The following is a 23664-nucleotide window of genomic DNA, read 5'->3' on the forward strand; positions in this document are numbered from 1 at the left end:
CGGTCATGGCCGGGCCCGCAGCGCTGTCCGAAACAGATTCTGGTTCTGCCGGGCTCGCGGTCAGCTTGCGCGGCGTCACCAAGGTCTATGATCGCGGCGTGAGCGCGCTGGGGCCGTTCGATCTCGATGTGTGCAAGGGCGAATTCGTGTCCCTGCTGGGCCCTTCGGGCTGCGGCAAGTCGACGGCGCTGCGCCTGATCGCTAGATTAAGCGCGCCGACGTCCGGCACCGTGCGGGTGTCCCGTCCTGCCGTCGAGGTCAGCGGCGGGCATTCGATCGGCTTTGTGTTTCAGGAGCCGACCCTGATGCCATGGACCAGCGTGCGGGAGAATGTGCGGCTGCCGCTGAAGATCGCGCATGTGGCGGCCGCCGACGCCAATGCGCGAATCGATCGGGCCCTGGCGCAGATGGGGCTTGCGGAATTCGCCGACGCTTATCCGCGCGAATTGTCCGGTGGCATGAAGATGCGGGTTTCGCTGGCGCGCGCGTTGGTCACCGATCCGGACATCCTCCTGATGGATGAACCGTTCGCCGCGCTGGATGAGATTACGCGCTTTCGGCTCAACAACGACTTGCTCGCGCTGTGGCGCAATCTGCGCAAGACCGTCATCTTCGTGACGCATTCGGTATTCGAGTCGGTCTATCTGTCGCAGCGCGTGGTCGTGATGACATCGCGGCCCGGACGCCTCAGTGCCGAGATACAAATCGACGCTCCCGAACCGCGCGGCGAAGAATTTCGCACCTCGGCCGAATATGCCGGCTATTGCCGCAAAGTGTCGAACGCACTGATCCCGTCCTATGCGGGGCAGCCGGGCGCATGAACTCCCCGCAAGATAGCCCGTTACAGGCCCCGCCACTGTCCGCCGGGCAGACCACGCCTGAGAGCCGCGTGCTGCGGCTTGTCCGGATCCTGTTGCCTGTCGCGGTGTTGGCGATGGGCATCGCGGCGTGGGAACTGGTGGTGCGGCTCAACGAACTTCCGCCCTATGTGCTGCCGGCGCCCTCGGCAGTGTTTCGAACCCTGATCGCCGACTGGCCGGTGCTGTCGCAATCGCTGCTGACCACGCTGGTGACGACGCTTGAAGGGTTTGTGGCCGCGGCTTTGGGCGGCGTCGGCCTCGCGCTGTTGTTCAATCAGTCGAAATGGCTAGAATATTCGCTGTTTCCCTATGCGGTGATTCTGCAGGTCACGCCGGTCATCGCGATCGCCCCGCTGCTGCTGATTTATCTGCCGCAGCAGACCGCCGTCATCGTCTGCGCCTGGATCGTCGGGTTCTTTCCGGTATTGTCCAATACCACGCTCGGGCTGAACTCCGTGGATCGCAATCTGGCAGGCCTTTTCAGCCTGTATGGTGCGTCGCGGTTGCAGACGCTGTTTTATCTCAAATTACCGGCGGCGCTGCCGTATATCCTAGGCGGATTGCGGATCGCCGGCGGGTTGTCCCTGATCGGTGCAGTGGTCGCCGAAATCGCCGCAGGCTCTGCCGGGGCGGGTTCCGGCTTGGCATATCGGATCGCCGAATCGGGCTACCGTCTCAACATTCCCCGAATGTTCGCGGCGTTGTTGTTGCTCTCCGCTGCCGGAATTGTCATTTATGGGCTGCTCGCGCTAACATCGCATCTTGTGTTACGGCGCTGGCACGAAAGTGCGCTTGGAAAGGAAAACTGATGGCCGGAAATATTTCTTCGGAGAAGATCGATTTGCTGGTCTATGGACCGAACAAGCCGATCGTGGACAACGGATTTTCCGACCAGTTCGTGTTGCATCCCGCCGAGACCAGGGCCGATCTCGACCGGTTGAGCCCGGCGGTGGCGGCGAAAATTCGTGGCGCCGCGGTTACCTACAGCACGGCCCGGTGTGATGCCGGTGTGATGGAACTGTTTCCGAAGCTCGAGATCGTGTCCTCCTTCGGCGTCGGTTACGATCACGTCGATGCCAAATATGCCAGCGAACACAAAATCGTCGTGACCAACACGCCGGATGTGCTGACGGAAGAAGTCGCTGATATTGCGCTTGGGTTGTTGATCGCGACCTTGCGCGAATTCATCAAGGCCGATCGCTATCTGCGTTCCGGCCTCTGGACCACGCAGCAATTCCCCCTGAGCGTCGGCTCGCTGCGAGACCGCAAAGTCGGAATGGTCGGCATGGGCCGGATCGGCCAGGCGATCGGACGCCGGCTCGAGGCGTCCAAGGTTCCCGTCGTCTATCACTCACGCAACCCGGCGCCCGGTGTATCGTACCAGCACTATCCTGATTTGATCGAGATGGCCAAAGCGGTGGACACGCTGGTGGTGATCGTGCCCGGCGGTCCCTCGACCGCGAAAATGGTCAATGCCGATGTGATGAAAGCGCTGGGACCGCGTGGCGTAATCATCAATGTCGCGCGCGGCTCGGTCATTGATGAAGTCGCGATGATCGCGGCGTTGAAATCGGGCGCCATTCTGGCCGCCGGGCTCGACGTGTTCGCGAACGAACCGGCGGTTCCGGATGAATTGAAGGCGATGCAGAACGTCGTGCTGCTGCCGCATATCGGCTCCGCCTCCGTGGTGACACGTAATGCGATGGATCAGATGGTGGTTGATAATCTCAAGACCTGGTTCGCCGGCAAGCCGCCGCTGACGCCGATCGCCGAAACCCCGGTGACCAGCCGCTGATGCGCGGCCGCCCAGGCATGGCGATTGCGGCGCTGCTGGCGTCGCTGACCTGCGTTCCACAGGCTTCGTCGCAGGATGCCTCGACCTTGAAGAAGGACATGATCGGCCAGTGGGAGCTCTCGACCACTGAACGCAGCAAGACCTGCGTGGTGACGCTGAAGAACGACGCGACACCGCAGGGCTTCAAGCTCGAACTGGAGCCCTCCTGCGCCGCGGCGCTGCCCTTCACCAAGGCCATTACCGCCTGGAATATCAGGGGGCTCGATATCGTGCGGTTGCAGGATTCCACTGGCGAGTCGGTGATCGACTTCACCGAGGTCGAGAGTGGAATTTTTGAGGGCTTGCGCCAGGGCGAGGGGATTTACATCCTGCAGAATCTGGCCGCGGCGCGCTCGCTGGCCAAATCGATGGATCAGATGATCGGCGACTGGGCGATGGTTCGCGGCAATGGCCAGTCGATCTGTGGCCTGACCCTGACCAATACCGAGGCCACAGCGGATAATTTCCAGGTCTTCCTCAAGCCGCGCTGCGATCCAGCGGTGACCGCATTCGGCCCGAAGCAATGGCGGCTGGAACGCGGCGAACTGCTGCTGCTGTCGGCGGGTGGCGATGTCTGGCATTTCGAGGCCGACGATAACGCGCAGTGGCGGCGGGTGCCTGACGCGGCCGATCCCTTGATCATGCTGCGGCAATAGGCTCGGGCTGGCCGGCCGGGATGGCCCGCCGCTCTATTGGTCCCGGGCACATTTTTTTGCAAAAATGCCTTTTTTACCGAGTGCCTGTCGATCCGCTGCTGGCCCGTTCGTCGTCCTTGATAGCGAGACAGTTCCGCAGGGCATGACGCCGGCGGCTCGCCTCTGAAAGGAGTTTTCCGATGCGCTTCATGTACCTCGTTTCGCACCCCGGTCCTTCGGCACAGCCGACGCCCGAACTGCTGGAAGCCATGCATAAACTCGCTGACCGCGAGATCAAGGCGGGCCGTATGCTGGACAATGGCGGGCTGATGCCGGTTGCCATGGGAGCGCAGGTTCGCATCGTCGATGGCAAGCTCAGTGTCATTGACGGCCCCTTCGTGGAAGCCAAGGAAGTCATCGGCGGTTATGCGGTCTTTGAGCTGCGCGACAAGGAAGAAGCCGTGGCGATGGCCAGGGAATTTATGCAGCTGCACCTCGATTTCATGCCGGGCTGGGAAGGGACGTGCGAGCTTCGCGCGTTTGCCGGCCCTTGAGGCGGGCGTTCTCCGAAAGGAGATCGGTCCTGCGCGGCCGCCGGCTGGGATGGCTGAGAAGACCGCCGAAATGACCGCGAACGATACCGATCGCGCGACGTATCGCACGATTTCGGCGGTCTGGCGGATCGAGCAGCCGCGGCTGATCACCGGTCTTTCGCGGATGCTGCGCGACGTGCCGCTGGCGGAAGAATTGACGCAGGACGCGCTGGTGGCGGCGCTCGAGCACTGGCCCCAAACCGGTGTGCCCGAGAAACCCGGTGCGTGGCTGATGGCGACCGCCAAGCGCCGGGCGCTGGACCATCTGCGCCGGGTTCGGATGCTCGCGCGCAAGCACGAGATGGTGGCGCGCGAGCTGGAAGAAGAGCAGCAGGCGATGCCCGATCTGGACTCCGCGCTCGACGATGAATTTGGCGATGAGCTGCTCCGGCTCATCTTCACGGCCTGTCATCCGCTATTGTCCCGCGAAGGCCGCGTCGCGCTGGCGTTGCGGATGATCTGCGGTCTCACCACCGAGGAAATCGCGCGGGCCTTTCTACTGCCGGCCGCGACCATCGCCCAGCGCATCGTGCGGGCGAAGCGGACGCTGTCGGAATCAGGATTGGGCTACGAGACGCCCCGACGGGAAGAACTCTCCGAGCGGCTCTCTTCGGTGCTGGAAGTCGTCTATCTCATCTTCAACGAAGGCTACACGGCGGCGCGCGGCGAAGAATGGTTGCGGCCGCAGCTCTGTAACGAAGCGCTGCGCATTGGCCGTGTCCTCGCCACGGTCGCGCCGCTGGAGCCCGAAACCCATGGGCTGCTGGCGCTGATGGAGCTCAACGCCTCGCGCACAATGGCGCGCACCGATGCGGCGGGCGAACCGATCCTGTTGCTGGACCAGAATCGCGCGCTATGGGACCGGCTTCAGATTCGCCGCGGGATGCAGGCGCTTGGGCGTGCCCGCGAACTCAGGGGTGCTGATGGATTCTATGCCCTGCAGGCCGCGCTCGTGGCCTGCCACGCGGAAGCGGCGACGGCTGACGATACCGACTGGTCGCGGATTGCCGCGCTCTATGCGCGGCTGAGTGCGCGCGTTCCCTCGCCGGTCATTGAGCTCAACCGCGCGGTCGCGGTCAGCATGGTCGAAGGTCCGCAGGCAGGTCTGGCCATCGTGGACCGCCTGGCGGATGAGCCCGCCCTCAAAACCTATCATTTGCTGCCGAACGTTCGCGGCGATCTGCTTTTCAAGCTGGGCCGCTACGACGAAGCCCGCGCCGCCTTCGAGGCCGCGGCCGGTCTCGCGGGTAACAAGCGCGAGCAGGATTTTCTGAAGCGGCGGGCGGCGGAGGCGGCCGATGCGGCGAAGCCATGGCTCTCAAATCAGCCGTAAGCCCCTCATGCTGGCATGGCCGTTCTTGCCGACGATGATGTGGTCGTGCACGGAGATGCCGAGCGGCGCGGCGATGTCGATGATCGCCTTGGTCATGTGGATGTCGGCCTGCGACGGCGTCGGATCGCCGGAGGGGTGGTTGTGCACCAGGATGATCGCGGTCGCCGATAATTCCAGCGCGCGCTTGATTACCTCGCGCGGATAGACCGGTGTATGGTCCACGGTGCCGACCTGCTGCACCTCGTCGGAGATCAACTGGTTGCGCTTGTCCAGAAACAGGATGCGAAACTGCTCCTTGTCGGCGAACGCCATGCTGGTCCGGCAATAGTCGAGCACCTCGTTCCAGGATGACAGCATGGTGCGCTGCTGCACCTGGCCTTTGGCCACACGGTTGGCGGCCGCCGCGATCAGCTTCAGCTCGGTGATGGTCGCTTCGCCAACGCCATCGACCTCGCGCAGCCGCGTCGGCGGCGCGTGAACCACTTCGGCGAATGAGCCGAATTTCTTGATCAGGGATTTTGCCAGCGGCTTGACGTCGCCGCGCGGCAGCGCGCGGAACAGCACCATTTCGAGCAATTCGTAATCGCTCAGCGCATCGGCGCCGGCACTGCGAAAGCGCTCGCGCAGCCGCTCGCGGTGGCCGTGATAATGCGGCGTCTCGCTCGGCCGGTCGTCGGATTGGGAAGATTTTGCGGGCATCGGCAGCAGCATGCCGCGCCGGTCAGGTTTTGCAACCGGGAAGTGTTGTCGCAGCCAGAATTACGCCGCCGCCGGCGCCTTTTCGGCATGGCGTTGCGACAGCGTGAACACTTCGACACCGGTGGACGTCACGCCGACCGAATGCTCGAACTGTGCCGACAGCGAGCGATCGCGCGTCACCGCGGTCCAGCCGTCGGACAGGATCTTCACATGCGGCTTGCCGAGATTGATCATCGGCTCGATGGTGAAGAACATGCCGGGCTTCAGCGGCACGCCCTCGCCGGGGCGGCCGACGTGAATGATGTTGGGCTCGTCGTGAAACATGCGGCCGAGACCGTGTCCGCAGAAATCGCGCACCACGCTCATGCCCTGCGGCTCGACGAAGCTCTGGATGGCATGGCCGATATCGCCTGTCGTGGCGCCCGGCTTGACTGCGGCGATGCCGCGCATCATGGCCTCATAGGTGACCTCGATCAGCCGCTCTGCCTTGCGGGCGATCGGGCCGATCGCATACATCCGGCTGGAATCGCCGTACCAGCCCTCGACGATGAAGGTCACGTCGACATTGACGATGTCGGCTTCCTTCAACACCCGGTCGCCCGGCATGCCGTGACAGACCACATGGTTGATCGAGGTGCAGGTCGAATAGCGATAGCCGCGATACATCAGGGTGGCGGGATAGGCGCCGTGCCGGAACGCGAAATCGCGGACGAATTCGTCGATCACGGAAGTCGGGATGCCCGGCTTTACGATGTCGGTGAGATCGTCGAGGCACTTGGCCACCAGCGCGCCCGCCTTGCGCATCCCCGCAAAACCGCTGGGACCGTGCAGCTTGATCTGTCCGGTCTTGCGCAAGGAGGTATCGGAGGCTTCGACGTAGCTCATGGGCGGGGGTATCTTTGTGGGAAGGGGTTGATTTGAGGGCCTAATTTAATGATTGGCGCTGTGAGTGCAAGCCAAGGTTGGCCGCCCAAGGCCCCTCCGCCGCATAGGACACAGCCGGAACTGCGGGTATTCCCGGTACGGCTCCAGCCGGAATAAGGGTCTCCGCTCAGCCCGAAACCTCGATGGTTTCGACCGGCAGGGCGCCGCCGCGGACACGGATTTCTCGCACCGGGTAGGGCACCCGGATGCCCTCGCGCTTGAACGTCTCCCACAGCGACAGCATCACGTCGCTCTTCACATTGTCCATGCCGTCAGGATCGGAAATCCAGAAGGTCAGGGAAAACTTCATCCCGGCCTCGGCGAACTCGGTCAGGATGCAGTTCGGCGGCTTGTCCTTGAACGCCCGCGGCGACGCGGCGGCGATGCCGATGGCGAGCTTGCAGACCAGCCGCGGATCGGCCTCGTAATTGGTGCCGAAATTGACCTTCACCAGCGTGTTCTTGTCGGTGTAGGTCCAGTTGGTGACTTTCTGCGTCACCAGATCCTCATTCGGAATCAGGAACTCGCGGCCGTCGCCGGCCGCCACCGAAATATAGCGGGTCTTCATCGCGCTGATGCGCCCCGAACTGTCGCCGATGGTGACCAGATCGCCGGGCTTCACGGACTTGTCCGCCAGCAGGATGATGCCGCTGATGAAATTGGCGACGATTTTCTGCAGGCCGAAGCCGATGCCGACGCCGGCCGCGCCGGAGAAGATCGCGAGCGCCGAAAGATTGATGCCGACCGCGCTCATCACCATCGCCACTGCGAATATCATCAGCGCAAGGCGGATCATCTTGACCAGCAGCACCTGGATCGACGGCGTGAGATCGCTGGAGCGCGTGATCCGGCTTTCGGCAAAATTGCTGGCGATATTCGACAGCCACAACGCCACGGCCAGCAGCACGCCGAGCTTGATCAACAGCAGGGGCGTCAGCCGTAATCCGCCGAGCACGATAGAGACCGAATCCAGCGCATCGATGGTCGGATCGAGCTGGTTGATGATGCTCAGGGCCGCCACCAGCCATGCCGACAGCGACACAAGTCTGACGATGAAGGCGTTACGAATGACCGAAGTGACGAGCCGGATGGCGAGCCAGGCGAGCGCGAGTTTCGCCGCGACGATCAGCAGGTAACTCCGGCTTGGCCATGTCGCGTGATACATAGTGACGCGGGCGGCGATGATTACGATGGCAAAGACCGCGGTGGAGACGCTGCCGATCAATACCCGCACCAACAGCCGCAGCGGCGCGGGCCAGCCCATCGCCAGCGAAGTCGTGTCGATCCGCGACCGAATGGCGGCGTCGCTGGCGAAGGCGATGCCGGTAGCGGCCAGGATCAGCCCGAGTTGCAGATAGAACCATGGCGACGTGACCTCGGCCCCGACCGAACGGGCCGCGGTGTGGAGGAAATCGGTGACGTCAGACATGTCCATCGTCAAATCTCATACTTGGGTGGATCGTCAGGGCGAGTTTGATTCGAAGCGCCGGCAGATTCCCATAACCACGGCGCCGACGCCATCGATACGCCAATATCTGCTGGAGCCGGTGACGTGGACTTAGCCACAGGATCGGGCACATTGCCGCTATCGTCATAAATGGGTTGGCGTCGAGGTGCGGCGACGATAAGGATGCAATTGCAAGGATTTGCACAATTATTTGCAGCGACCTGCGGAGGTTCATGGCTTCTCTCGACTCGGTCAGCATAGCCATTCTTCTCGGCTCCGTTCTGGTGATGGCCGGCATTCTGTCCAGCCTGCTTGCGCTGCGCTTCGGCGCGCCGTTGCTGCTGGTGTTTCTCGTGGTCGGCATGCTGGCGGGGGATTCCGGCCCCGGGCAGGTGCGGTTCGACGATGTCCACACCACCTATCTGGTGGGATCGGTCGCACTGGCGCTGATCCTGTTCGATGGCGGCCTGCGCACGCGGTTTCAGAGCATTCGTGCGGTACTGGCGCCCTCGATGGTATTGGCCACCGTTGGCGTGCTGCTGACGGCATTGATCACCGCACCGGTCGCCAAATATGCGCTCGACCTGAACTGGACCGAAGGGCTGCTGGTGGGTGCGGTGGTCGCGTCCACCGACGCGGCGGCGGTGTTTCTTCTGGTGCACGCGCAGGGCTTGCGGCTGCGTCCCCGTGTCGGCGCGACGCTGGAGGCGGAATCCGGTACCAACGATCCGTTCGCGGTGTTCCTCACGCTGATGCTGGTCGAGCTTATTTCGGTCGGCCAAAGCTCGGCGTCGCATGTGATTTCGGAACTTCTCCGTGAAGCTGTGCTTGGCGGCATTGTCGGCATCATCGGCGGCCGTCTGGTGGTGCTGGCGCTCAATCGCGTGGCGCTGCCGCAGGGCCTGCACGCGCCTTTTGTTACCACCGCCGCGCTGGTGATTTTTGGCGCGGCGCAAATAGGCCACGCCTCAGGGTTTCTCTCGGTCTATCTGGCCGGCATCATCATCGGCAACCGGCCGACCCGCGCGCATAATTCGGTCGTGACGTTTCTCGACGCCGCAACCTGGCTGGCGCAGATCGTGATGTTCGTGATGCTCGGCCTCCTGGTCTCGCCGCAGCGGCTGGTCACCAGCATTGTGCCGGCCGTGATCATCGCGCTGGTGCTGATGCTGGTGGCGCGGCCGCTCGCGGTATTCTTCTGCCTGATGCCGTTTCGCTTCAATTGGCGCGAAAAAATCTTCATCGCCTGGACCGGTTTGCGTGGTGCGGTCGCGATCTTCCTGGCCTCGATCCCGATGCTGGTTGGCCTGTCGAAAGCCTATCTCTATTTCGACGTCGCCTTTGTCGTCGTCATCATCTCGCTGTTGCTGCAGGGCTGGACGCTGGCCGCCGCCGCGAGACGTCTCCACGTCGCGTTGCCGCGGGCTGATCGTGCGCCGCGGCGGGTCGAGCTTGATCTGCCCGGTCAGCTCGAGCAGCAATTGGTCGGCTATTCGGTGCGGCCGAAAAGCCTGTATTTCCGGCGCGGACTCATTCCGTCCTGGTCGAAGCCGACACTGGTGATCCGCGATCAGCATATTCTCTCGCCGGCCGAGGCCGATCCGGTTCGGCCCGGCGACTACATCTATTTGCTGGCGCCGCCGGAAAAGGCCGAAGCGCTGGATCGGTTCTTTGTCGACATGCTGCCGAGTTCGGCGCCCGATCCGCATCTGCTTGGCGACTTCATGGTGTCAGGCGAACACACGCTGGGCGAACTGGCACAGATCTACGGCGTCAACGTCGATGCGGAGCAAGCGAAACTGACACTGGCGGATTATTTCGACATCCATCTCGATCATGCGCCCAAGGAAGGCGCGACGCTGACGCTCGATCCCATCGATCTGGTGGCGCGCAGCCTTAGCGGCGGCCGCGTCAATGTCGTCGGCCTTCGCCTGCCTGAAGAGCAGGAAGCGGCGGCCCCGCTGACGCGGATGGCCGCATTCAAGGCCAGGCTGTCGAAGATATGGGCGTCGGTCGCCGGGATTTAGCGATTGGGTTCAGGCTGGCGACACGGCCGGCGGCAGCACCTCGGCGCCGCCGAAGGCGGTGACGCGTCCGCGCCGGAGCATCACGATCTCGGTCGCAAGCTGGCGCAACTCGGCGGCGTCGTGGCTGACATAGACCATGGGAATACCGGCTTCATCGCGCAGGCGCATCAGATAGGGCAGGATTTCCTCCTTGCGCTCTTCATCCAGCGAACTCAGCGGCTCGTCCAGCAGCAACAACCTCGGCTGCGACAGCAGAGCGCGTCCGAGCGCTACGCGATGGCGCTCGCCGCCGGACAGCCGGCCGGGACGGCGGTCCAGCAAATTGCCGATATCGAGCAGATCGATGACGCGCTTGCGCGCGGCGGGGTCGTCGGCAAGACGGTTCATGCGCCGCCCGTAGTCGAGGTTGTGGCGCACATCGAGATGCGGAAACAGCCGCGCGTCCTGGAATACATAGCCGATCCGGCGGCGATGCACCGGGATATGGATGTGTTCAGCGGTGTTATCCAGCGTTTCGCCATCGATGCTGATGACGCCGCGATCCGGTTGCAGCAGTCCCGCGATCATGTTGATCAGCGAGGACTTGCCGGCGCCGGAGGCGCCGAACAGTCCGGTCACGCGGCCTTCGCTGGCAAACGAAGCCTCCACCGAAAATTCGCCGAGTTGTTTTGAGACATCGACCCGCAGCATGGTCAATTCCCATGCAGGCGTTGGGTGGCGCGTTGCGCGAACCACTCGGAAGCAATCAGCGCGGCCATCGCGATCAGAACCGAAACCACGACCAGCCGCAGCGCTGCGGTATCGCCGTCAGGCGTCTGGATCAGGGAATAGATCGCCGACGAAATGGTCTGGGTCTCGCCCGGAATATTCGAGACAAACGTGATGGTCGCGCCGAATTCGCCGATCGCCTTGGCGAAGCCGAGCACCATCCCGCCGAGCACGCCCGGCAGCGCCAGTGGTAACGTGACGCTCAGGAACACCCGCCACGGCGTCGCGCCCAGCGTTCCCGCCGCCTGCTCCAGCCGCTGATCCACGGCCTCGATCGACAGCCGGATCGGCCGCACCAGCAGCGGAAACGACATGATGCCGCACGCCAGCGCGGCGCCGGTCCAGCGAAACGCGAATACGAGCCCGAGATGGTCGGCAAGCCACGTGCCGACCAGGCCGCGCCGGCCGAATGTCAGCAGCAGCAGATAGCCGGTGACGACCGGCGGCAGCACCAGCGGCAGATGAATAATCGCATCGACGACCGACTTGCCCCAGAATTCACGCCGCGCCAGCAGCCATGCCACCGCGATCCCGAGCGGCGTGGCGACCAATGTTGCGACCGTGGCGACCCGCAGCGAAAGCTGGATCGCCGTCCATTCCGTTGGCGAGATGTCGAACACGCGTTTTAGTTTGTGGGGCTGGCGAGAAACGAGAACCCGTATTTATCGAACACGGCCTTCGCGGCTGCAGTCTGCAGGAAGGTGAGATAATCCTTGGCTTCGGTCTTCGCGGTCGTCGTCGCCGCCACCGGGTAGATGATCGGCGGATGTGAATTGGCCGGGAAGGTGCCGACGATCTTGACGCCAGGCTCGACCTTGGCGTCGGTGGCATAGACGATCCCGAGCACCGCTTCCTGGCGCGCCACCAATGTCAGTGCCGCGCGCACGCTCTCGGCCATTGCGAATTTCGGCGCCGCAGCGTCCCAGGCGCCGAGTTTTTCCAATGCCGCCTTGGCGTATTTGCCGACCGGAACCGAGCTCACATCGCCGGTCGCGATCTTGCCGGCACCGGCCAATTTGGCGAGATCGAAGCCCTGGCCGATCGTGACATTCGCGACGCCGGAGTCCTTCGGGGCGATCAGGACGATGCTGTTGCCGAGCAGGTTGATCCGCGTCGGCTCGTTGATGGACTTCTTGGCAATCGCATAATCCATCCAGTCGGTATCGGCGGAGACGAAAATGTCCGCCGGCGCGCCCTGTTCGATCTGCTTGGCCAGCACCGAACTCGCGGCATAGCTCGCAGTGATCTTGACGCCGGTCTTGGCGGTATAGGCGGCATCAAGCTCGTCGAGTGCATTCTTCATCGACGCCGCGGCAAATACCGTCAGGCTCTTGTCCTGCGCCAAAGCCGGGGATGCGGCAGATCCGCACAGGAGCGTGATGGCGATGAAAAGCCCGGCGAGAGGACGCGTGAAAGGACGATGCGTTAAAAGACGATGCATGAAAGGCGCTCCGCTCCGGCCCGCGGCGCTATTCGCGCGCAAGTCAGGCATGGGTGAAAAATGCGACAGGCGGAAGCGCCGTTCCACTGATCCCGGCGACTTACGGTCGCCGGGGATATCGCGTGCAAAAACAATAGCAGGCTGATGGTCGGGGTAAAGTCCGCAGACGTCAGGGCGCGCGGGATCTGGTCAGGGCAATTCAGACGGCAGGATCGCGACCGATATCGAATTGTCCTTGGTTCCGGTGAGTTGCAGCACGAACGGGCTTGCCGAAAGCTCGAACTTCACGGTCTTGCGGATGCCGTCGCAATCGGTCGCACCGCTGAACGCTTTGGGCTTCAGGTTATGTCCATCCTGCACTAAATCGATCCAGGCACCGGTTGGCATGCTGACGGTGTAAATCCCGGCCTTCACGCTTTTGAAGCCGATGAAGCCGGCGAAGGTGCCTTCCTTGGGCGCGCGTTCCGGCGGCGTGGGCAGCTTGGCCTCGGCTGGCGTGGTCAAGCTCACGGTCATGCCGGTGGCCGGCACGGCCGCAAGCTCAGCGCCCGAGGCCAGCTTGACGCGATCCGGCGCGGTGAGCACCGCGCGCTCGTGATCGATATTCCACTTGAACTTGTCGCAGCCGCTCGGCTCGTCTGCCGCCCATGCGGGCACCGCTCCAAGCAACGTCAAGGCAACGAGAAGCGGTGCGCGCATATTAGTCTACTCCGATCATGACGTCCGAAGCCTTCACGACGACGGTAACGTGGCCCTTGGCCTTGATGCCCAATTCATCGACCGCCTCATTGGTAATCGAGGAGGTGATGGTGTGACCGTTGCCGATATCGACGAGGACGTGCGACGTTGTCGCGCCCTTCTTCACTTCGACGACGGTGCCTTTGATTTGATTGCGTGCACTGATGCGCATGAATCGATCCTTTACAGTGTTCATCCCGTGCATGACGAAGGCCTGCACCGGCATATCGGGATGGAATGGAATCAGTAGCCCTGATCCGAAGCTTCGCCCGCGCTTACGGCGCGGCGAGACCTGAGGATTAGCGCATTTTCAGGCGGAATGAAACGCCGTCATGGTTCGCCATGGCTCGGTTCATTGAGGCTTGGTTCATTAAGGCTTGGCATTCGGGGCAGCCAGCACCTGGCGGCAGGCGGGCGGCAGAGCCGCCATCGTCATCGCCGGCCGCGGTTTCGCAGGCTCGGGCTCAGGCTTGGGATGAAGAACCGAATCCTGGAACCAATAAGTGAAATCTGCCGCATTGCAGCCTTCTTCGTCCGAGGGCGGCGGCTGGGTTTCGCATTCGGTCGCACCCGCGGGGCATTTGATACGGATGTGGAAATGATAATCATGGCCGTACATCGGGCGTACCTTGGAGAGCCAGCTGCGGTCGCCCTTGGCTTCGCGGCACAGCGCCTTCTTGATCGCGGCATTGACGAAGATGCGCTGGACGCTCGGCTCCTGCGCGGCATCACGGATCACGGTCAGATGGTTCGGCGTCCAGACGGTCGGATCGATATCGAGCCGGTCATGGCGCACCATCATGACGGCGGACATTTCCTCGCGTTCATTGCGCGACAACGTCCGGTTGGGCATCGGCGTCAGCCAGATGTCGGCATCGAGTCCGACCTGATGGCTGGCATGGCCGGTGAACATCGGACCGCCGCGCGGCTGCGACATGTCGCCGACCAATATCCCGGGCCAGCCGGCGTCCTTGTGGACCTTGGCCGACAGGCGTTCCAGCAACGCGACCATGTCGGGATGCGCCCAGTTGCGATTGCGTGACAAGCGCATCACCTGCCAGGTGTCGCCGTTGATCGGCAGCGCCTGCGCGCCTGCGATGCAGCCATGGGCGTAGAAGCCGACCACGCGCGTCGGTCCCGTGGTGGGAAGGATCTTGCGGCCGAACAGCTCCTTGGCGCCGAGTTTGGGATCGTTGGGATTGGCCAGTGGCGGTAGCGGCTTTGGATCGACGCTGCCCTTGTCCTGCGCCAGTGCGGCGGAGGCGCTGACGATGGCGGCGGATGCGAGCAGGGAAGTGAGAATCAGACGGAGATTCATGAGGGCACTCTATATCACACGAGGGTAGCACGAAATTACGCATTCGGAATATGACGCGCCCATCGCAATCGCTTGATCCCCAGTGCTTTCGCAAACGCTCAACCAGCGCGCCGTCTTTACAAGCCAGACTGAATTCGCATCATCCGTCGTATTGGGCGGCGGCAGGAGCGCGAGCATGAAGCTGCTGACAGGCGGAAGGTTCGCCCAAGGGATATTTGCCGATGTCGGTATTGTTCGGTTTGGCGCTGACATCCGCCCGCGCCGATGTCGTGGTCCGGATGGACAAATCATCCCGGCGCAGGCGTCAGCGTCGATGGCCCGCAATACACGGAACGGGATTTCGAAGGGATGACGGAACCGGCAATGCAAGCCGCGGTTTTTACCGTTCGATAACCCTATAAATCATTGACGAAATTTCGCGCAGTCTGGATGCAATCCCAACGTGCGTGAACAGAGCTTAGACGATTTGATAAGGGCTGGCGGCTGTGCGACCGCCGCCGGCTGTCTTTCCCTTGTTTATTGGCAAATTCGCCTCTTAAACGGGCAAGGGGAACACCGGCAACACCCGTATTGTGCGCAATCGAGCCCAGCGGCGCGAAGGCGCTGCGGCAAGAGATACCAATTTTTCAGATACTTATCGGAGAACGGTACCCGCAGAATGCAAGTGAGGCGCCAATGCCGACAAGTCCGGCGAAGAAAACAAAAAAGAACAAGCGCGCGGCGAGTACCCGCACAGCGTTGACCAGCCAGGCGGCCAAGCGCAGCCCGAAACGCGCAAATCGCAATCGGCTTGTTTCAGCCGAGGTCGGCGAGATCATGCGCATGCGTGCGGAGGCCGAGGCGGCGGTCGCGGAAGCGCGAAAATCCCACGAGCGGCTGCGCGAGGCGATCGACATCCTGCCGCAGGGCATTGTGTTTCTCGACGCCGATGGCCGCTACATTCTCTGGAACAAGAAATACGCTGAAATCTATAGCCGCAGTTCGGACCTGTTCGTGCCCGGCGCGCGATTGCAGGACACCATCCGCATCGGCGTCGAGCGCGGTGATTATCCCGAAGCGATCGGCCGCGAAGAGGAATGGATCGCCGAGCGGCTGGCCCGGCTTTATCAGCCCAGCGAGCGCCATGAGCAGGTCCTGGCCGATGGCCGCTGCATTCTGATCGAGGAGCGGCTGACCGAGGACGGCGGCGTCATCGGCCTGCGCGTCGATATCACCGAGCTGAAGCAGCGGGAGGCCTCGTTCCGGCTGTTGTTCGACAGCAATCCTATTCCGATGATCGTCTGCGCGCTGGACGATGAACGTATCCTTGACGTCAATGCCGCCGCGGTCGAGCATTACGGCTATAGCCGTGCGGAGTTCGAGAAACTCACCATCCGCAGCGTGCAGGCCTTTGCATCCGATCCGCCATGGATCGGCGAGCATAGCAGCGACGAACAGGCGGCGCGGACCTGGAAGCATGTGCGGGCCGACGGCACATTGATCGATCTGGCGATCTATTCGCGTCAGTTGATGTATGGCGACCAGCCGGCGGTGCTGCTGGCGCTGATGGACATCACGGAGCGCAAGCGCGCCGAAGCGCGGCTCGCCTTCATGGCCCAGCACGACAGCCTGACGGGCCTGCCGAACCGCAACCTGCTGCGTCAGAAGATGGACGAGATCCTGCTGCATACGCGGCGCAGCTCGGACAAGGCGGCGGTGCTCGTGCTCGGCATCGACAATTTCAAGGCGGTCAACGATTCGCTCGGCCATGGCATCGGCGACAAGCTGTTGCGCGCGGTCGCCAAGCGGCTGCGCTCGACGTTGCGCGAGGAAGACACGCTGGCCCGCCTCAACTCCGACGAATTCGCGATCGTCCAGAGCGGGCTGACGCGGCCGGACGATGCGGTATTGCTGGCCAGGCGGCTGCTGGAGGCGATTGGCGACCCCTATTTGTTTGACGGTCATTCCATCGTGATCGGCGCCAGCATCGGGATCGCGATGGCGCCCGGTGACGGTGACGAGTCCGAAAAGCTGCTCAAGAACGCGGATATGGCGCTGTCGCGCGCCAAGAACGATTCGCGCGGTACTTTCAGCTTTTTCGAAGCGGGAATGGACGCGCGTGCCCAAAGCCGCCGCAAGATCGAAGCGGACCTGCGTGATGCGATCCAGAACGAAGTACTGCGGCCCTATTACCAGCCGCTGATCGATCTGGCGACCGGACGCATCACCGGTTTCGAGGTGCTGGTACGCTGGCCGGATCCCGAACGCGGCATGATTTCGCCTGCGGAATTCATCCCCGTCGCCGAGGAAACCGGCCTGATCAACGGCCTCGGTGGCCTGATGCTGCGCCGCGCCTGCGCCGATGCCGTACTGTGGCCGGAGGATGTGCGGGTCGCGGTCAATTTGTCACCGCTGCAGTTCCGCACCGGCAATCTGCTGTCGATCGTGATGGATGCGCTCAAGCAATCCGGCCTGTCGGCCAAGCGGCTGGAGCTGGAAATCACCGAGACCTTGCTTTTGGAAAAAAGCGGCCAGGTGCTGGCCACGCTGCATGCGTTGCGGGCGCTGGGCGTGCGCATCTCGATGGACGATTTCGGCACCGGCTATTCCAGTCTGAGTTATCTGCGAAGCTTTCCGTTCGACAAGATCAAGATCGACCAGTCGTTCGTGCGCGACCTCGCCGCAAATCGCGACGCGCAGGCGATCGTGCGTTCGATCATCAGCCTCGGCGTCGGTCTGGGCGTCACCATCACCGCCGAGGGTGTCGAGACGGAAGCTGAACTGAACTGCCTGCGCAACGAAGGTTGCCACGAGGCTCAGGGCTTCCTGTTCAGCCACGCGCGGCCCAATGCCGAAATCCTCGAAATGTTGAAGATGCAATCCGGCGACCATATCCGCGTGTCCGGGAGCACCGAACGCGTCGCCTGAGATCGGGATCTAGCGCGCGGTTTTACGCCTGGTGAGATGATAGGTCAGCGCCAGCGCCACGCAGTGGCGCAGCGCCGCCTCGGGGACCTCGTCCTGCGCATTCAGCAAGATGCTGCGGTTACCGCCATAGCGCAATTCCTTGGGGTAGAGCTCGCGAAAGGTCTCGACCAGATTGGTCTGGCAGTGGAAGTACACGGCGTATTGGCCGGGGGTGGATTTCACCTGATCGATCCGGATCGTGCTGCCGCTTTTTGTTTCCGGCGTGAGATAGCTCGGCTGGCCCCATTTCAGGGTTTCCTGCAGTGCGCCGACGCCCTTGGTGGTCCTGGCGGTATCGAAGATCAGGCGCCGCAGCGCCAGCAATTTGGTCTTGAGCGGCTTTGGATAGGCGTCGAACACGGCTTCGACCGCGGGGTCCGACGGAGCGGGCGGGCTTTTTTTCGCCACGCGTGTTGTCTTCGCGGCCTTCTTCATCGTGGCCTTCATCCGACTTTCCAAGATTTTAGTCTGACAATCGGTTGCGATTAGAGCATGGTTTAACGCGCGCCGGAATCAGTTACGGCAAAGCATCCATAGCGTTTTCGAGCGAAGTGGACACCGGTTCGCGTGAAGAAAACGCCTTAAAACAAAAGACCAGAGCACGGTTCTGATTCAATCAGAACCGATGAGGCTCTAAGCGGCGTTGCGCAGGCCGGCGAGGAAGGTGTCGACGCTTTCGAACAGCGCGGCCGTGTGCTGGTTGAGCTGGTTGGATGCTCCGAGAACGGTATCGGCCAGTACGCGCGACTGGTCCGCCGCATGGCTGGCGCCGGCGACGTTGACGGCGACTTCGCTGGTCCCGGCGGCGACCTGTTGCACGCTGCGCGCAATCTCGCGCGTCGCCGAGCCTTGTTGTTCGACGGCTGCCGCGATGGTGATCGCAATCCCGCTGATTTCCCGGATGGTGCTGCCGATGCCGCCGATCGCCGCGACGCAATTGCTGGTGGAGGACTGGATCGCGGCGACCTGACCGGCGATCTCCTCGGTGGCCTTCGCGGTCTGGCTGGCGAGATTTTTGACTTCGGATGCGACTACGGCAAAGCCCCGGCCGGCTTCACCCGCGCGGGCCGCCTCGATGGTGGCGTTCAGCGCCAGCAAATTGGTCTGGCTCGCGATCGCGCCGATCAGGCGAAGCACATCGCCGATTTTCTCGCTCGCGGCCGCGAGGCCTCCGACCATTTCGGTGGTCTCACCGGCCTTGGTCACGGCGGCATCGGCGACATCGCTGGAGTGGGTGACCTGGCGGCCGATCTCGGCCACCGACGAAGCCAGTTGTTCGGTGGCCGCGGCGACCGTGCTGACGCTGGCCGATGCTTCCTCGGAGGCGGCAGCGGCCGCCGTGGCCTGTTCGGATGTGCCGTTGACGCTTTCGGTGATCTTCACCGCCGCGCGCTGCATGTCCTCCGTGGCCCGCGCCACGGCGCCCACCACGCTTTTGACGTCGGCCTCGAAACGATCGGCCATCCGGCGCTGTAACGTCTTCTTCTCGTCTTCGGTCTGCAGCTTGGCGGCCTCCTGCGCATCGCGCAGCGTGCGCGCCTCGATTATGTTGCGGCGGAATACATCGACCGCGCCCGCCATCGAGCCGAGTTCATCCTTTCGGTCGCCGCCGGGGATCGTCACATCGGTATCGCCGCTCGACAGGCGCTTCATCACATCGGTAATCGCCGTCAGCGGGCGCGACATGCCGCGGCCGAGCAGGAATGCCAGCAAAGCGGCGGCGGCAAGAATGGCGAGCGCGCCGAAAACGAGATTGCGCTGCGAGCTTGCCGCGGCCGCCTCATAGGCGGTGGTATCCTTGACCAGTTCGATTACCGCGATCGGCTGACCGGCATAATTCTTGACCTGCCCGAGATAGAGCGCGGCGGGATGGCCGTTGAGCATGGCGTCGCGACGCAAGGTGCCGCCATCGAACACGCTTTTGAGTTCGTCCTGGGTAGCCTCCAAGCTGTCGCCCATGGTCGAAGAGATCCTGGCGAAGGCCTTGCCGTCGAAGCGATGCACGGCGAGATCGACACCGAAGCGCTGCTTGGTGCTGTCGACGAATTGCTTGCCAAAGGGTACGCCGATATCGGCGACGGCCAGGCTCTTGCCGTCGCGCATCAGCGGCGTCATCGCGAAGATACTCAGCGAATCCCGTCCGGCCTCGACACCGACGATCGGCTTGCCGGTCTTGTTTGACTCCACCACGGTCGTGCGCCGCACCGAGATGTCCTCGCCGAACGTCTTGGGATCGTGGGCCCGGAAGAAGGCGATGGCCGGCGGCGCGTGGAAGCTGATCAGCGGGATGCCCTGCAGCTTCAACGCCGCCATCGGCGCCGTGAGCAGCGCGGCCAGTGCGTCGCGGTCGCCGTTGGCAACAGCTTCCGCGACCGGCGGCAGATTGGCGACCACGGCGCTGACCGCCATCGCGGCCCGGCCTTCGTAATCGATGGCGGCAATGACGCTGTCATATTGCAGCTTGAGCTGCTGATCGAGCGCCAGCCGCATCAGGGCGCGCTCCTGGATGATCGAGAACGTTCCGAGGATGCCGCAGGCCGCCGCGACGGTCAGCGAGATCGCGAGGATCAGGCGGGCCGCGATCGATCGAAGTTGGAACATGGGAAGTCGGGGCTCCGCGTCAGTATGACTGCGGACGGTCCCAGAAAGTGCTTAACAACTGCTTGCCCGCAGGGTCGCAAGCTTGCGCAAACACAACCCTAGTGGTCGCAGAGAAGCGCCAGCTCAGCGGCCTGTGGAAAGCGCCACCCGTGCGTATTTCTACGCCCCCGCCGGCACGGATGACATCCGGTATCGGACCCGCGGCCATTTGGCGCGGGTATCCTCTTCGCCTGAATACGTCCTAGTTTGTCGGTCCGCGCGGGATAGTGGCGCTGGCATCCAGCAACATTCTGCCGACATCCTCATAATGGGTGTCGCGGGCCTGGATCTGCTGCGCGATCGCGTGCATGTCGCGGAACCGGCGCTCGAACTTGTTGGCGCGGAACACGGCGGTGGCGCCCGCCATGTGATAGGCGGCATCGACCACGGAGGCGGCCTGATGAATGGTCCAGGTCGCGGCCAGACGCAGCGCGAGGCGGCGATCTTCCGAGAGCTTGCCGGTTTGCAGCGCCTCCTCCCAGGCCTCATTGGCGTTGGCATAGATATAGGCGCGTGCGGCGCGTAGATTGCCTTCCATGCGCCCGAGCCCGGCCAGAACCGCATTGTTCTCGCGCATCGCTTTCTGGCCGAGCGACGCCTTGCCCCGCGCCAGATCGATCATGGCATCGAGCGTTGCGCGCGCAACGCCGACCGAGATCGCGGCGAAGCCCAGTCCGAACATCGCGAAGGTCGTGAAGGCGTAGAGCGGGCCTTTTTCGCGCAAGCCGGAGGGATCGTCGCGAAACGCGATGAAATTTTCCGGGATGAACAGATCCTCGACCGAATAGGAGTCGGTGCCGGTGCCGCGCAGCCCGATCACGTCCCAGACGTCGTACATGGTGGCGCTGGTTGCGGGGAATACGATGGTATGCACCTCCGGCGCGCCATTGGCCCTTAGCCGCTTGGTGCCGTCGGGCTGGATGATCTGGACATGGGCGCCGAGCCAATTGGCCTGGCGCGAGCCGCTGGCGAAATCCCAGCGCGCAGAGATGCGATACCCGCCTGGCTCCGCCTGCACCGCGTGGGAGACCGCGCCCCAGGCGAGGACGGCGTCGGGCGCGTCGAATATTTGATGCGCCACATCGAGATCGAGATAAGCCGCCGTCATCCCGCAGACGCTGCACTGGCCGAGGCACCAGGCGGTGGAGGCATCGACCTTGGCGATTTCCTCGATCATCTGCATGAAAATCTGGGGCTGCGCCTCATGTCCCCCGACGCTTTGCGGCAGCAGCGAGCGGTAAAGCCCGTTTTCGAGCAGGGCGGAGACCACCGGCGGCGTGAGACGCCGGGTCCGCTCGATCTCGTCGGCCTCTTGCGCGATCAGGGGTGCGAGCGACTTGGCGCGCTCGATCAGGCCCAACGTTGCGGGCTTATTCATACGGTTTCCTCGCCCTTTATCGAGTGATCAATTAGCGCCATGTTGGTCTATCTGGCGATACGGATCAAGATGAAAGCGAGGGGATAGCGATGCGCGGGCTGCATGTCGGTAATCGCGCCGTTCCCGTGCGACGGGGCGCGTGCGATGCGGCAAAAACGATAGCAAAAGGAAGGCGTTCCCTCAGCTATCCACCTTCAGCGCGGCAATAAAGGCTTCCTGCGGGATGTCGACCTTGCCGAACTGCCGCATTTTCTTTTTGCCTTCCTTCTGCTTCTCCAGAAGTTTTCTCTTCCGCGTGATGTCGCCGCCGTAGCATTTGGCGGTGACGTCCTTGCGCAGTGCGCGCACGGTTTCGCGGGCGATCACCTTGCCGCCGATCGCGGCCTGGATCGGGATCTGGAACATGTGCGGCGGGATCAGTTCCTTCATCTTCTCGACCATGGCGCGGCCACGGCCTTCGGCGCGCGTCTTGTGGACCAGCATCGACAGCGCATCCACCGGCTCGTTGTTGACCAGGATCTGCATCTTGACGAGGTCGGCGGGCTTGTAGTCGGTGAGGTGATAGTCGAACGAGGCGTAGCCCTTGGAGACCGATTTCAGGCGGTCGTAGAAATCGAACACCACCTCGTTGAGCGGCAGTTCGTATTTCACCATCGCGCGGTTGCCCACATAGGTGAGCTCTTTCTGCGAACCGCGGCGGTCCTGGCACAGCTTGAGCACGCTGCCGAGATATTCGTCCGGGGTGAGGATGGTGGCCTCGATCCAGGGCTCTTCGATCTCGGCGATCTTCACTACGTCGGGCATGTCGATCGGATTGTGAATCTCGATCACCTGTCCGTCGGTGAGACGCATTTTGTAAATGACCGACGGCGCGGTCGCGATCAGATTGAGATCGAATTCGCGCGACAGCCGCTCCTGGATGATCTCCAGATGCAGCAGGCCGAGGAAGCCGCAGCGGAAACCGAAGCCGAGCGCAGCGGAGGTTTCCATTTCAAACGAAAAGCTGGCGTCGTTGAGCCGCAATTTGCCCATCGCGGCGCGCAGCGTCTCGAAGTCGTCGGCGTCGACCGGGAACAGGCCGCAGAACACCACCGGAATGGCCGGCTTGAAGCCGGGCAGCATGTCCGTCACCGGCTTGCGGTCGTCGGTGATGGTATCGCCGACGCGCGTGTCAGCGACTTCCTTGATCGCGGCGGTGATGAAGCCGATCTCGCCGGGGCCGAGTTCCTCGATCTGCTGCATCTTCGGCGTGAAGAAGCCGACGCGCTCGACGTCATAGGCGGCGTTGGTGCCCATCATCCGGATGCGCTGATTTTTCTTCATCACGCCATCAACGATCCGGACCAGCACCACGACACCGAGATAGACGTCGTACCAGCTATCGACCAGCAGCGCCTTTAACGACGCGTCGCGGTCGCCTTTCGGCGCCGGCAGCCGGTTGACGATCGCTTCCAGCACGTCATCGATCCCAAGGCCGGTCTTGGCCGAAATCATCACCGCATCCGACGCATCGATACCGATCACGTCCTCGATCTGCTTCTTGACCTGGTCCGGTTCCGCCGCCGGCAGGTCGATCTTGTTGAGCACCGGCACGATCTCATGGCCGGCATCGAGCGCGTGATAGACGTTGGCGAGGGTCTGCGCCTCGACGCCCTGGCTGGCATCGACCACCAGCAGCGAGCCTTCGCAGGCCGCCAGCGAGCGCGACACTTCATAGGCGAAGTCGACATGGCCGGGTGTGTCGATCAGGTTGAGGATATAGGTTTTGCCGTCCTTGGCCGGGTAGGTCAGCCGCACCGTCTGCGCCTTGATGGTGATGCCGCGCTCGCGTTCGATATCCATGGAATCGAGCACTTGTTCCTTCATCTCGCGCGCCTGCAGGCCCCCGGTGGTCTGGATCAGACGGTCGGCCAGCGTCGATTTGCCATGGTCGATATGCGCAACAATGGCGAAGTTGCGGATGTTGGAAATAGGGATGGATGTCATGGGCGCGGGATAGCATTCGGCCCCCGACGCGGCAACCATATTACGCCATTTTAGCGGCGGTTCTTCACGCCAAGCTGATTCCACTTCCGCGAAAAAC

The 23664-nt window shown here is 62.9% G+C and carries 21 protein-coding genes; 8 read left to right on the top strand and 13 right to left on the bottom strand.

Annotation, left to right across the window (positions count from 1 at the left end; translation table 11 throughout):
• Positions 1-5 precede the first annotated feature (5 nt).
• The 6 genes from HB676_RS18225 to HB676_RS18250 all read left to right on the top strand — a co-directional run bounded on the left by HB676_RS18225 (position 6) and on the right by HB676_RS18250 (position 5255).
• The gene (locus HB676_RS18225) at positions 6-821 is read left to right on the top strand and encodes an ABC transporter ATP-binding protein (protein WP_213739246.1); all 816 of its coding nucleotides are present in this window, start codon (positions 6-8) and stop codon (positions 819-821) included.
• Complete coding sequence (locus tag HB676_RS18230) at positions 818-1669, top strand: ABC transporter permease (RefSeq protein WP_213739247.1); 852 nt, start codon at positions 818-820, stop codon at positions 1667-1669. Before HB676_RS18225 ends, HB676_RS18230 begins: the two co-directional genes overlap by 4 nt.
• Positions 1666-2655 carry a 2-hydroxyacid dehydrogenase gene (locus HB676_RS18235; protein ID WP_213739548.1) on the top strand — a complete coding sequence of 330 codons (990 nt, stop codon included), beginning with the start codon at positions 1666-1668 and terminating at the stop codon, positions 2653-2655. The genes HB676_RS18230 and HB676_RS18235 overlap by 4 nt, the downstream gene beginning before the upstream one ends.
• Positions 2655-3350 carry an AprI/Inh family metalloprotease inhibitor gene (locus HB676_RS18240; protein ID WP_213739248.1) on the top strand — a complete coding sequence of 232 codons (696 nt, stop codon included), beginning with the start codon at positions 2655-2657 and terminating at the stop codon, positions 3348-3350. The genes HB676_RS18235 and HB676_RS18240 overlap by 1 nt, the downstream gene beginning before the upstream one ends.
• Before the next feature lie 179 nt (positions 3351-3529).
• Entirely contained in the window at positions 3530-3883 is a 354-nt protein-coding gene (locus HB676_RS18245; protein ID WP_213739249.1) for a YciI family protein, read from the top strand.
• Between the two features lie 70 nt (positions 3884-3953).
• Positions 3954-5255 (top strand): RNA polymerase sigma factor, encoded by a 1302-nt coding sequence (locus HB676_RS18250; protein WP_213739251.1) that lies wholly within the window; start codon positions 3954-3956, stop codon positions 5253-5255.
• Here the strand turns inward: HB676_RS18250 and radC are convergent.
• From radC to HB676_RS18265, 3 genes are all read right to left on the bottom strand, one after another.
• Positions 5241-5954 carry a DNA repair protein RadC gene (gene radC / locus HB676_RS18255; protein ID WP_213739252.1) on the bottom strand — a complete coding sequence of 238 codons (714 nt, stop codon included), beginning with the start codon at positions 5952-5954 and terminating at the stop codon, positions 5241-5243. The genes HB676_RS18250 and radC overlap by 15 nt on opposite strands.
• Positions 5955-6014: 60 nt before the next feature.
• Positions 6015-6839 carry a type I methionyl aminopeptidase gene (gene map, locus HB676_RS18260; RefSeq protein ID WP_213739254.1) on the bottom strand — a complete coding sequence of 275 codons (825 nt, stop codon included), beginning with the start codon at positions 6837-6839 and terminating at the stop codon, positions 6015-6017.
• Between the two features lie 166 nt (positions 6840-7005).
• The gene (locus HB676_RS18265; protein ID WP_213739255.1) at positions 7006-8313 is read right to left on the bottom strand and encodes a mechanosensitive ion channel domain-containing protein; all 1308 of its coding nucleotides are present in this window, start codon (positions 8311-8313) and stop codon (positions 7006-7008) included.
• A 245-nt stretch (positions 8314-8558) separates the two neighbouring features.
• Between HB676_RS18265 and HB676_RS18270 the strand changes: the two genes are divergently transcribed.
• On the top strand, positions 8559-10352 hold the full coding sequence (locus HB676_RS18270; RefSeq protein WP_213739256.1) for a potassium/proton antiporter: 1794 nt from the start codon (positions 8559-8561) through the stop codon (positions 10350-10352).
• Between the two features lie 9 nt (positions 10353-10361).
• On the opposite strand, the gene modC is transcribed toward HB676_RS18270, so the two are convergent.
• The 6 genes from modC to mepA all read right to left on the bottom strand — a co-directional run bounded on the left by modC (position 10362) and on the right by mepA (position 14617).
• Positions 10362-11042, bottom strand: coding sequence for a molybdenum ABC transporter ATP-binding protein (gene modC / locus HB676_RS18275; protein ID WP_213739258.1), 681 nt, complete (start codon positions 11040-11042; stop codon positions 10362-10364).
• A gap of 2 nt (positions 11043-11044) precedes the next feature.
• Entirely contained in the window at positions 11045-11740 is a 696-nt protein-coding gene (modB, locus tag HB676_RS18280) for a molybdate ABC transporter permease subunit (RefSeq protein ID WP_213739260.1), read from the bottom strand.
• 5 nt (positions 11741-11745) lie between these two features.
• Positions 11746-12561 carry a molybdate ABC transporter substrate-binding protein gene (gene modA / locus HB676_RS18285; RefSeq protein WP_213739262.1) on the bottom strand — a complete coding sequence of 272 codons (816 nt, stop codon included), beginning with the start codon at positions 12559-12561 and terminating at the stop codon, positions 11746-11748.
• Positions 12562-12750: 189 nt separating this feature from the next.
• Positions 12751-13260, bottom strand: coding sequence for a hypothetical protein (locus HB676_RS18290; protein ID WP_213739264.1), 510 nt, complete (start codon positions 13258-13260; stop codon positions 12751-12753).
• Between the two features lies 1 nt (position 13261).
• Positions 13262-13471 carry a TOBE domain-containing protein gene (locus HB676_RS18295; protein WP_213739265.1) on the bottom strand — a complete coding sequence of 70 codons (210 nt, stop codon included), beginning with the start codon at positions 13469-13471 and terminating at the stop codon, positions 13262-13264.
• Positions 13472-13669: 198 nt separating this feature from the next.
• Entirely contained in the window at positions 13670-14617 is a 948-nt protein-coding gene (gene mepA, locus HB676_RS18300) for a penicillin-insensitive murein endopeptidase (protein ID WP_213739266.1), read from the bottom strand.
• Positions 14618-15433: 816 nt separating this feature from the next.
• On the opposite strand from mepA, the gene HB676_RS18305 reads away from it, so the two are divergent.
• Positions 15434-17524 carry an EAL domain-containing protein gene (locus HB676_RS18305; protein WP_249780339.1) on the top strand — a complete coding sequence of 697 codons (2091 nt, stop codon included), beginning with the start codon at positions 15434-15436 and terminating at the stop codon, positions 17522-17524.
• A 9-nt stretch (positions 17525-17533) separates the two neighbouring features.
• Here HB676_RS18305 and HB676_RS18310 read toward each other — a convergent pair whose 3' ends face one another.
• From HB676_RS18310 to lepA, 4 genes are all read right to left on the bottom strand, one after another.
• Positions 17534-18010, bottom strand: a complete 477-nt coding sequence (locus HB676_RS18310; RefSeq protein WP_249780320.1) for a DUF1801 domain-containing protein — start codon at positions 18008-18010, stop codon at positions 17534-17536.
• Between the two features lie 186 nt (positions 18011-18196).
• Positions 18197-20164, bottom strand: a complete 1968-nt coding sequence (locus HB676_RS18315; RefSeq protein WP_213739270.1) for a methyl-accepting chemotaxis protein — start codon at positions 20162-20164, stop codon at positions 18197-18199.
• 241 nt (positions 20165-20405) lie between these two features.
• A complete protein-coding gene (locus HB676_RS18320) occupies positions 20406-21581 on the bottom strand; it encodes an acyl-CoA dehydrogenase family protein (RefSeq protein WP_213739271.1) in 1176 nt (391 codons plus the stop codon).
• 180 nt (positions 21582-21761) lie between these two features.
• Positions 21762-23567 carry a translation elongation factor 4 gene (gene lepA, locus HB676_RS18325; RefSeq protein ID WP_213739272.1) on the bottom strand — a complete coding sequence of 602 codons (1806 nt, stop codon included), beginning with the start codon at positions 23565-23567 and terminating at the stop codon, positions 21762-21764.
• Positions 23568-23664 lie beyond the last annotated feature (97 nt).

Source organism: Bradyrhizobium sp. dw_411 (assembly GCF_018449695.1).
Lineage (GTDB): Bacteria > Pseudomonadota > Alphaproteobacteria > Rhizobiales > Xanthobacteraceae > Bradyrhizobium.

Excerpts from the sequence above, each read along its gene's own strand:
- HB676_RS18225 (WP_213739246.1), top strand. The coding sequence starts at position 6 with ATGGCCGGGCCCGCAGCGCTGTCCGAAACAGATTCTGGTTCTGCCGGG.
- HB676_RS18230 (WP_213739247.1), top strand. The coding sequence starts at position 818 with ATGAACTCCCCGCAAGATAGCCCGTTACAGGCCCCGCCACTGTCCGCC.
- HB676_RS18240 (WP_213739248.1), top strand. The coding sequence starts at position 2,655 with ATGCGCGGCCGCCCAGGCATGGCGATTGCGGCGCTGCTGGCGTCGCTG.
- HB676_RS18245 (WP_213739249.1), top strand. The coding sequence starts at position 3,530 with ATGCGCTTCATGTACCTCGTTTCGCACCCCGGTCCTTCGGCACAGCCG.
- HB676_RS18250 (WP_213739251.1), top strand. The coding sequence starts at position 3,954 with ATGACCGCGAACGATACCGATCGCGCGACGTATCGCACGATTTCGGCG.
- radC (WP_213739252.1), bottom strand. The coding sequence starts at position 5,954 with ATGCCCGCAAAATCTTCCCAATCCGACGACCGGCCGAGCGAGACGCCG.
- map (WP_213739254.1), bottom strand. The coding sequence starts at position 6,839 with ATGAGCTACGTCGAAGCCTCCGATACCTCCTTGCGCAAGACCGGACAG.
- HB676_RS18265 (WP_213739255.1), bottom strand. The coding sequence starts at position 8,313 with ATGGACATGTCTGACGTCACCGATTTCCTCCACACCGCGGCCCGTTCG.
- HB676_RS18270 (WP_213739256.1), top strand. The coding sequence starts at position 8,559 with ATGGCTTCTCTCGACTCGGTCAGCATAGCCATTCTTCTCGGCTCCGTT.
- modC (WP_213739258.1), bottom strand. The coding sequence starts at position 11,042 with ATGCTGCGGGTCGATGTCTCAAAACAACTCGGCGAATTTTCGGTGGAG.
- modA (WP_213739262.1), bottom strand. The coding sequence starts at position 12,561 with ATGCATCGTCTTTTAACGCATCGTCCTTTCACGCGTCCTCTCGCCGGG.
- HB676_RS18290 (WP_213739264.1), bottom strand. The coding sequence starts at position 13,260 with ATGCGCGCACCGCTTCTCGTTGCCTTGACGTTGCTTGGAGCGGTGCCC.
- HB676_RS18295 (WP_213739265.1), bottom strand. The coding sequence starts at position 13,471 with ATGCGCATCAGTGCACGCAATCAAATCAAAGGCACCGTCGTCGAAGTG.
- mepA (WP_213739266.1), bottom strand. The coding sequence starts at position 14,617 with ATGAATCTCCGTCTGATTCTCACTTCCCTGCTCGCATCCGCCGCCATC.
- HB676_RS18305 (WP_249780339.1), top strand. The coding sequence starts at position 15,434 with ATGCGCATGCGTGCGGAGGCCGAGGCGGCGGTCGCGGAAGCGCGAAAA.
- HB676_RS18310 (WP_249780320.1), bottom strand. The coding sequence starts at position 18,010 with ATGAAGGCCACGATGAAGAAGGCCGCGAAGACAACACGCGTGGCGAAA.
- HB676_RS18315 (WP_213739270.1), bottom strand. The coding sequence starts at position 20,164 with ATGTTCCAACTTCGATCGATCGCGGCCCGCCTGATCCTCGCGATCTCG.
- HB676_RS18320 (WP_213739271.1), bottom strand. The coding sequence starts at position 21,581 with ATGAATAAGCCCGCAACGTTGGGCCTGATCGAGCGCGCCAAGTCGCTC.
- lepA (WP_213739272.1), bottom strand. The coding sequence starts at position 23,567 with ATGACATCCATCCCTATTTCCAACATCCGCAACTTCGCCATTGTTGCG.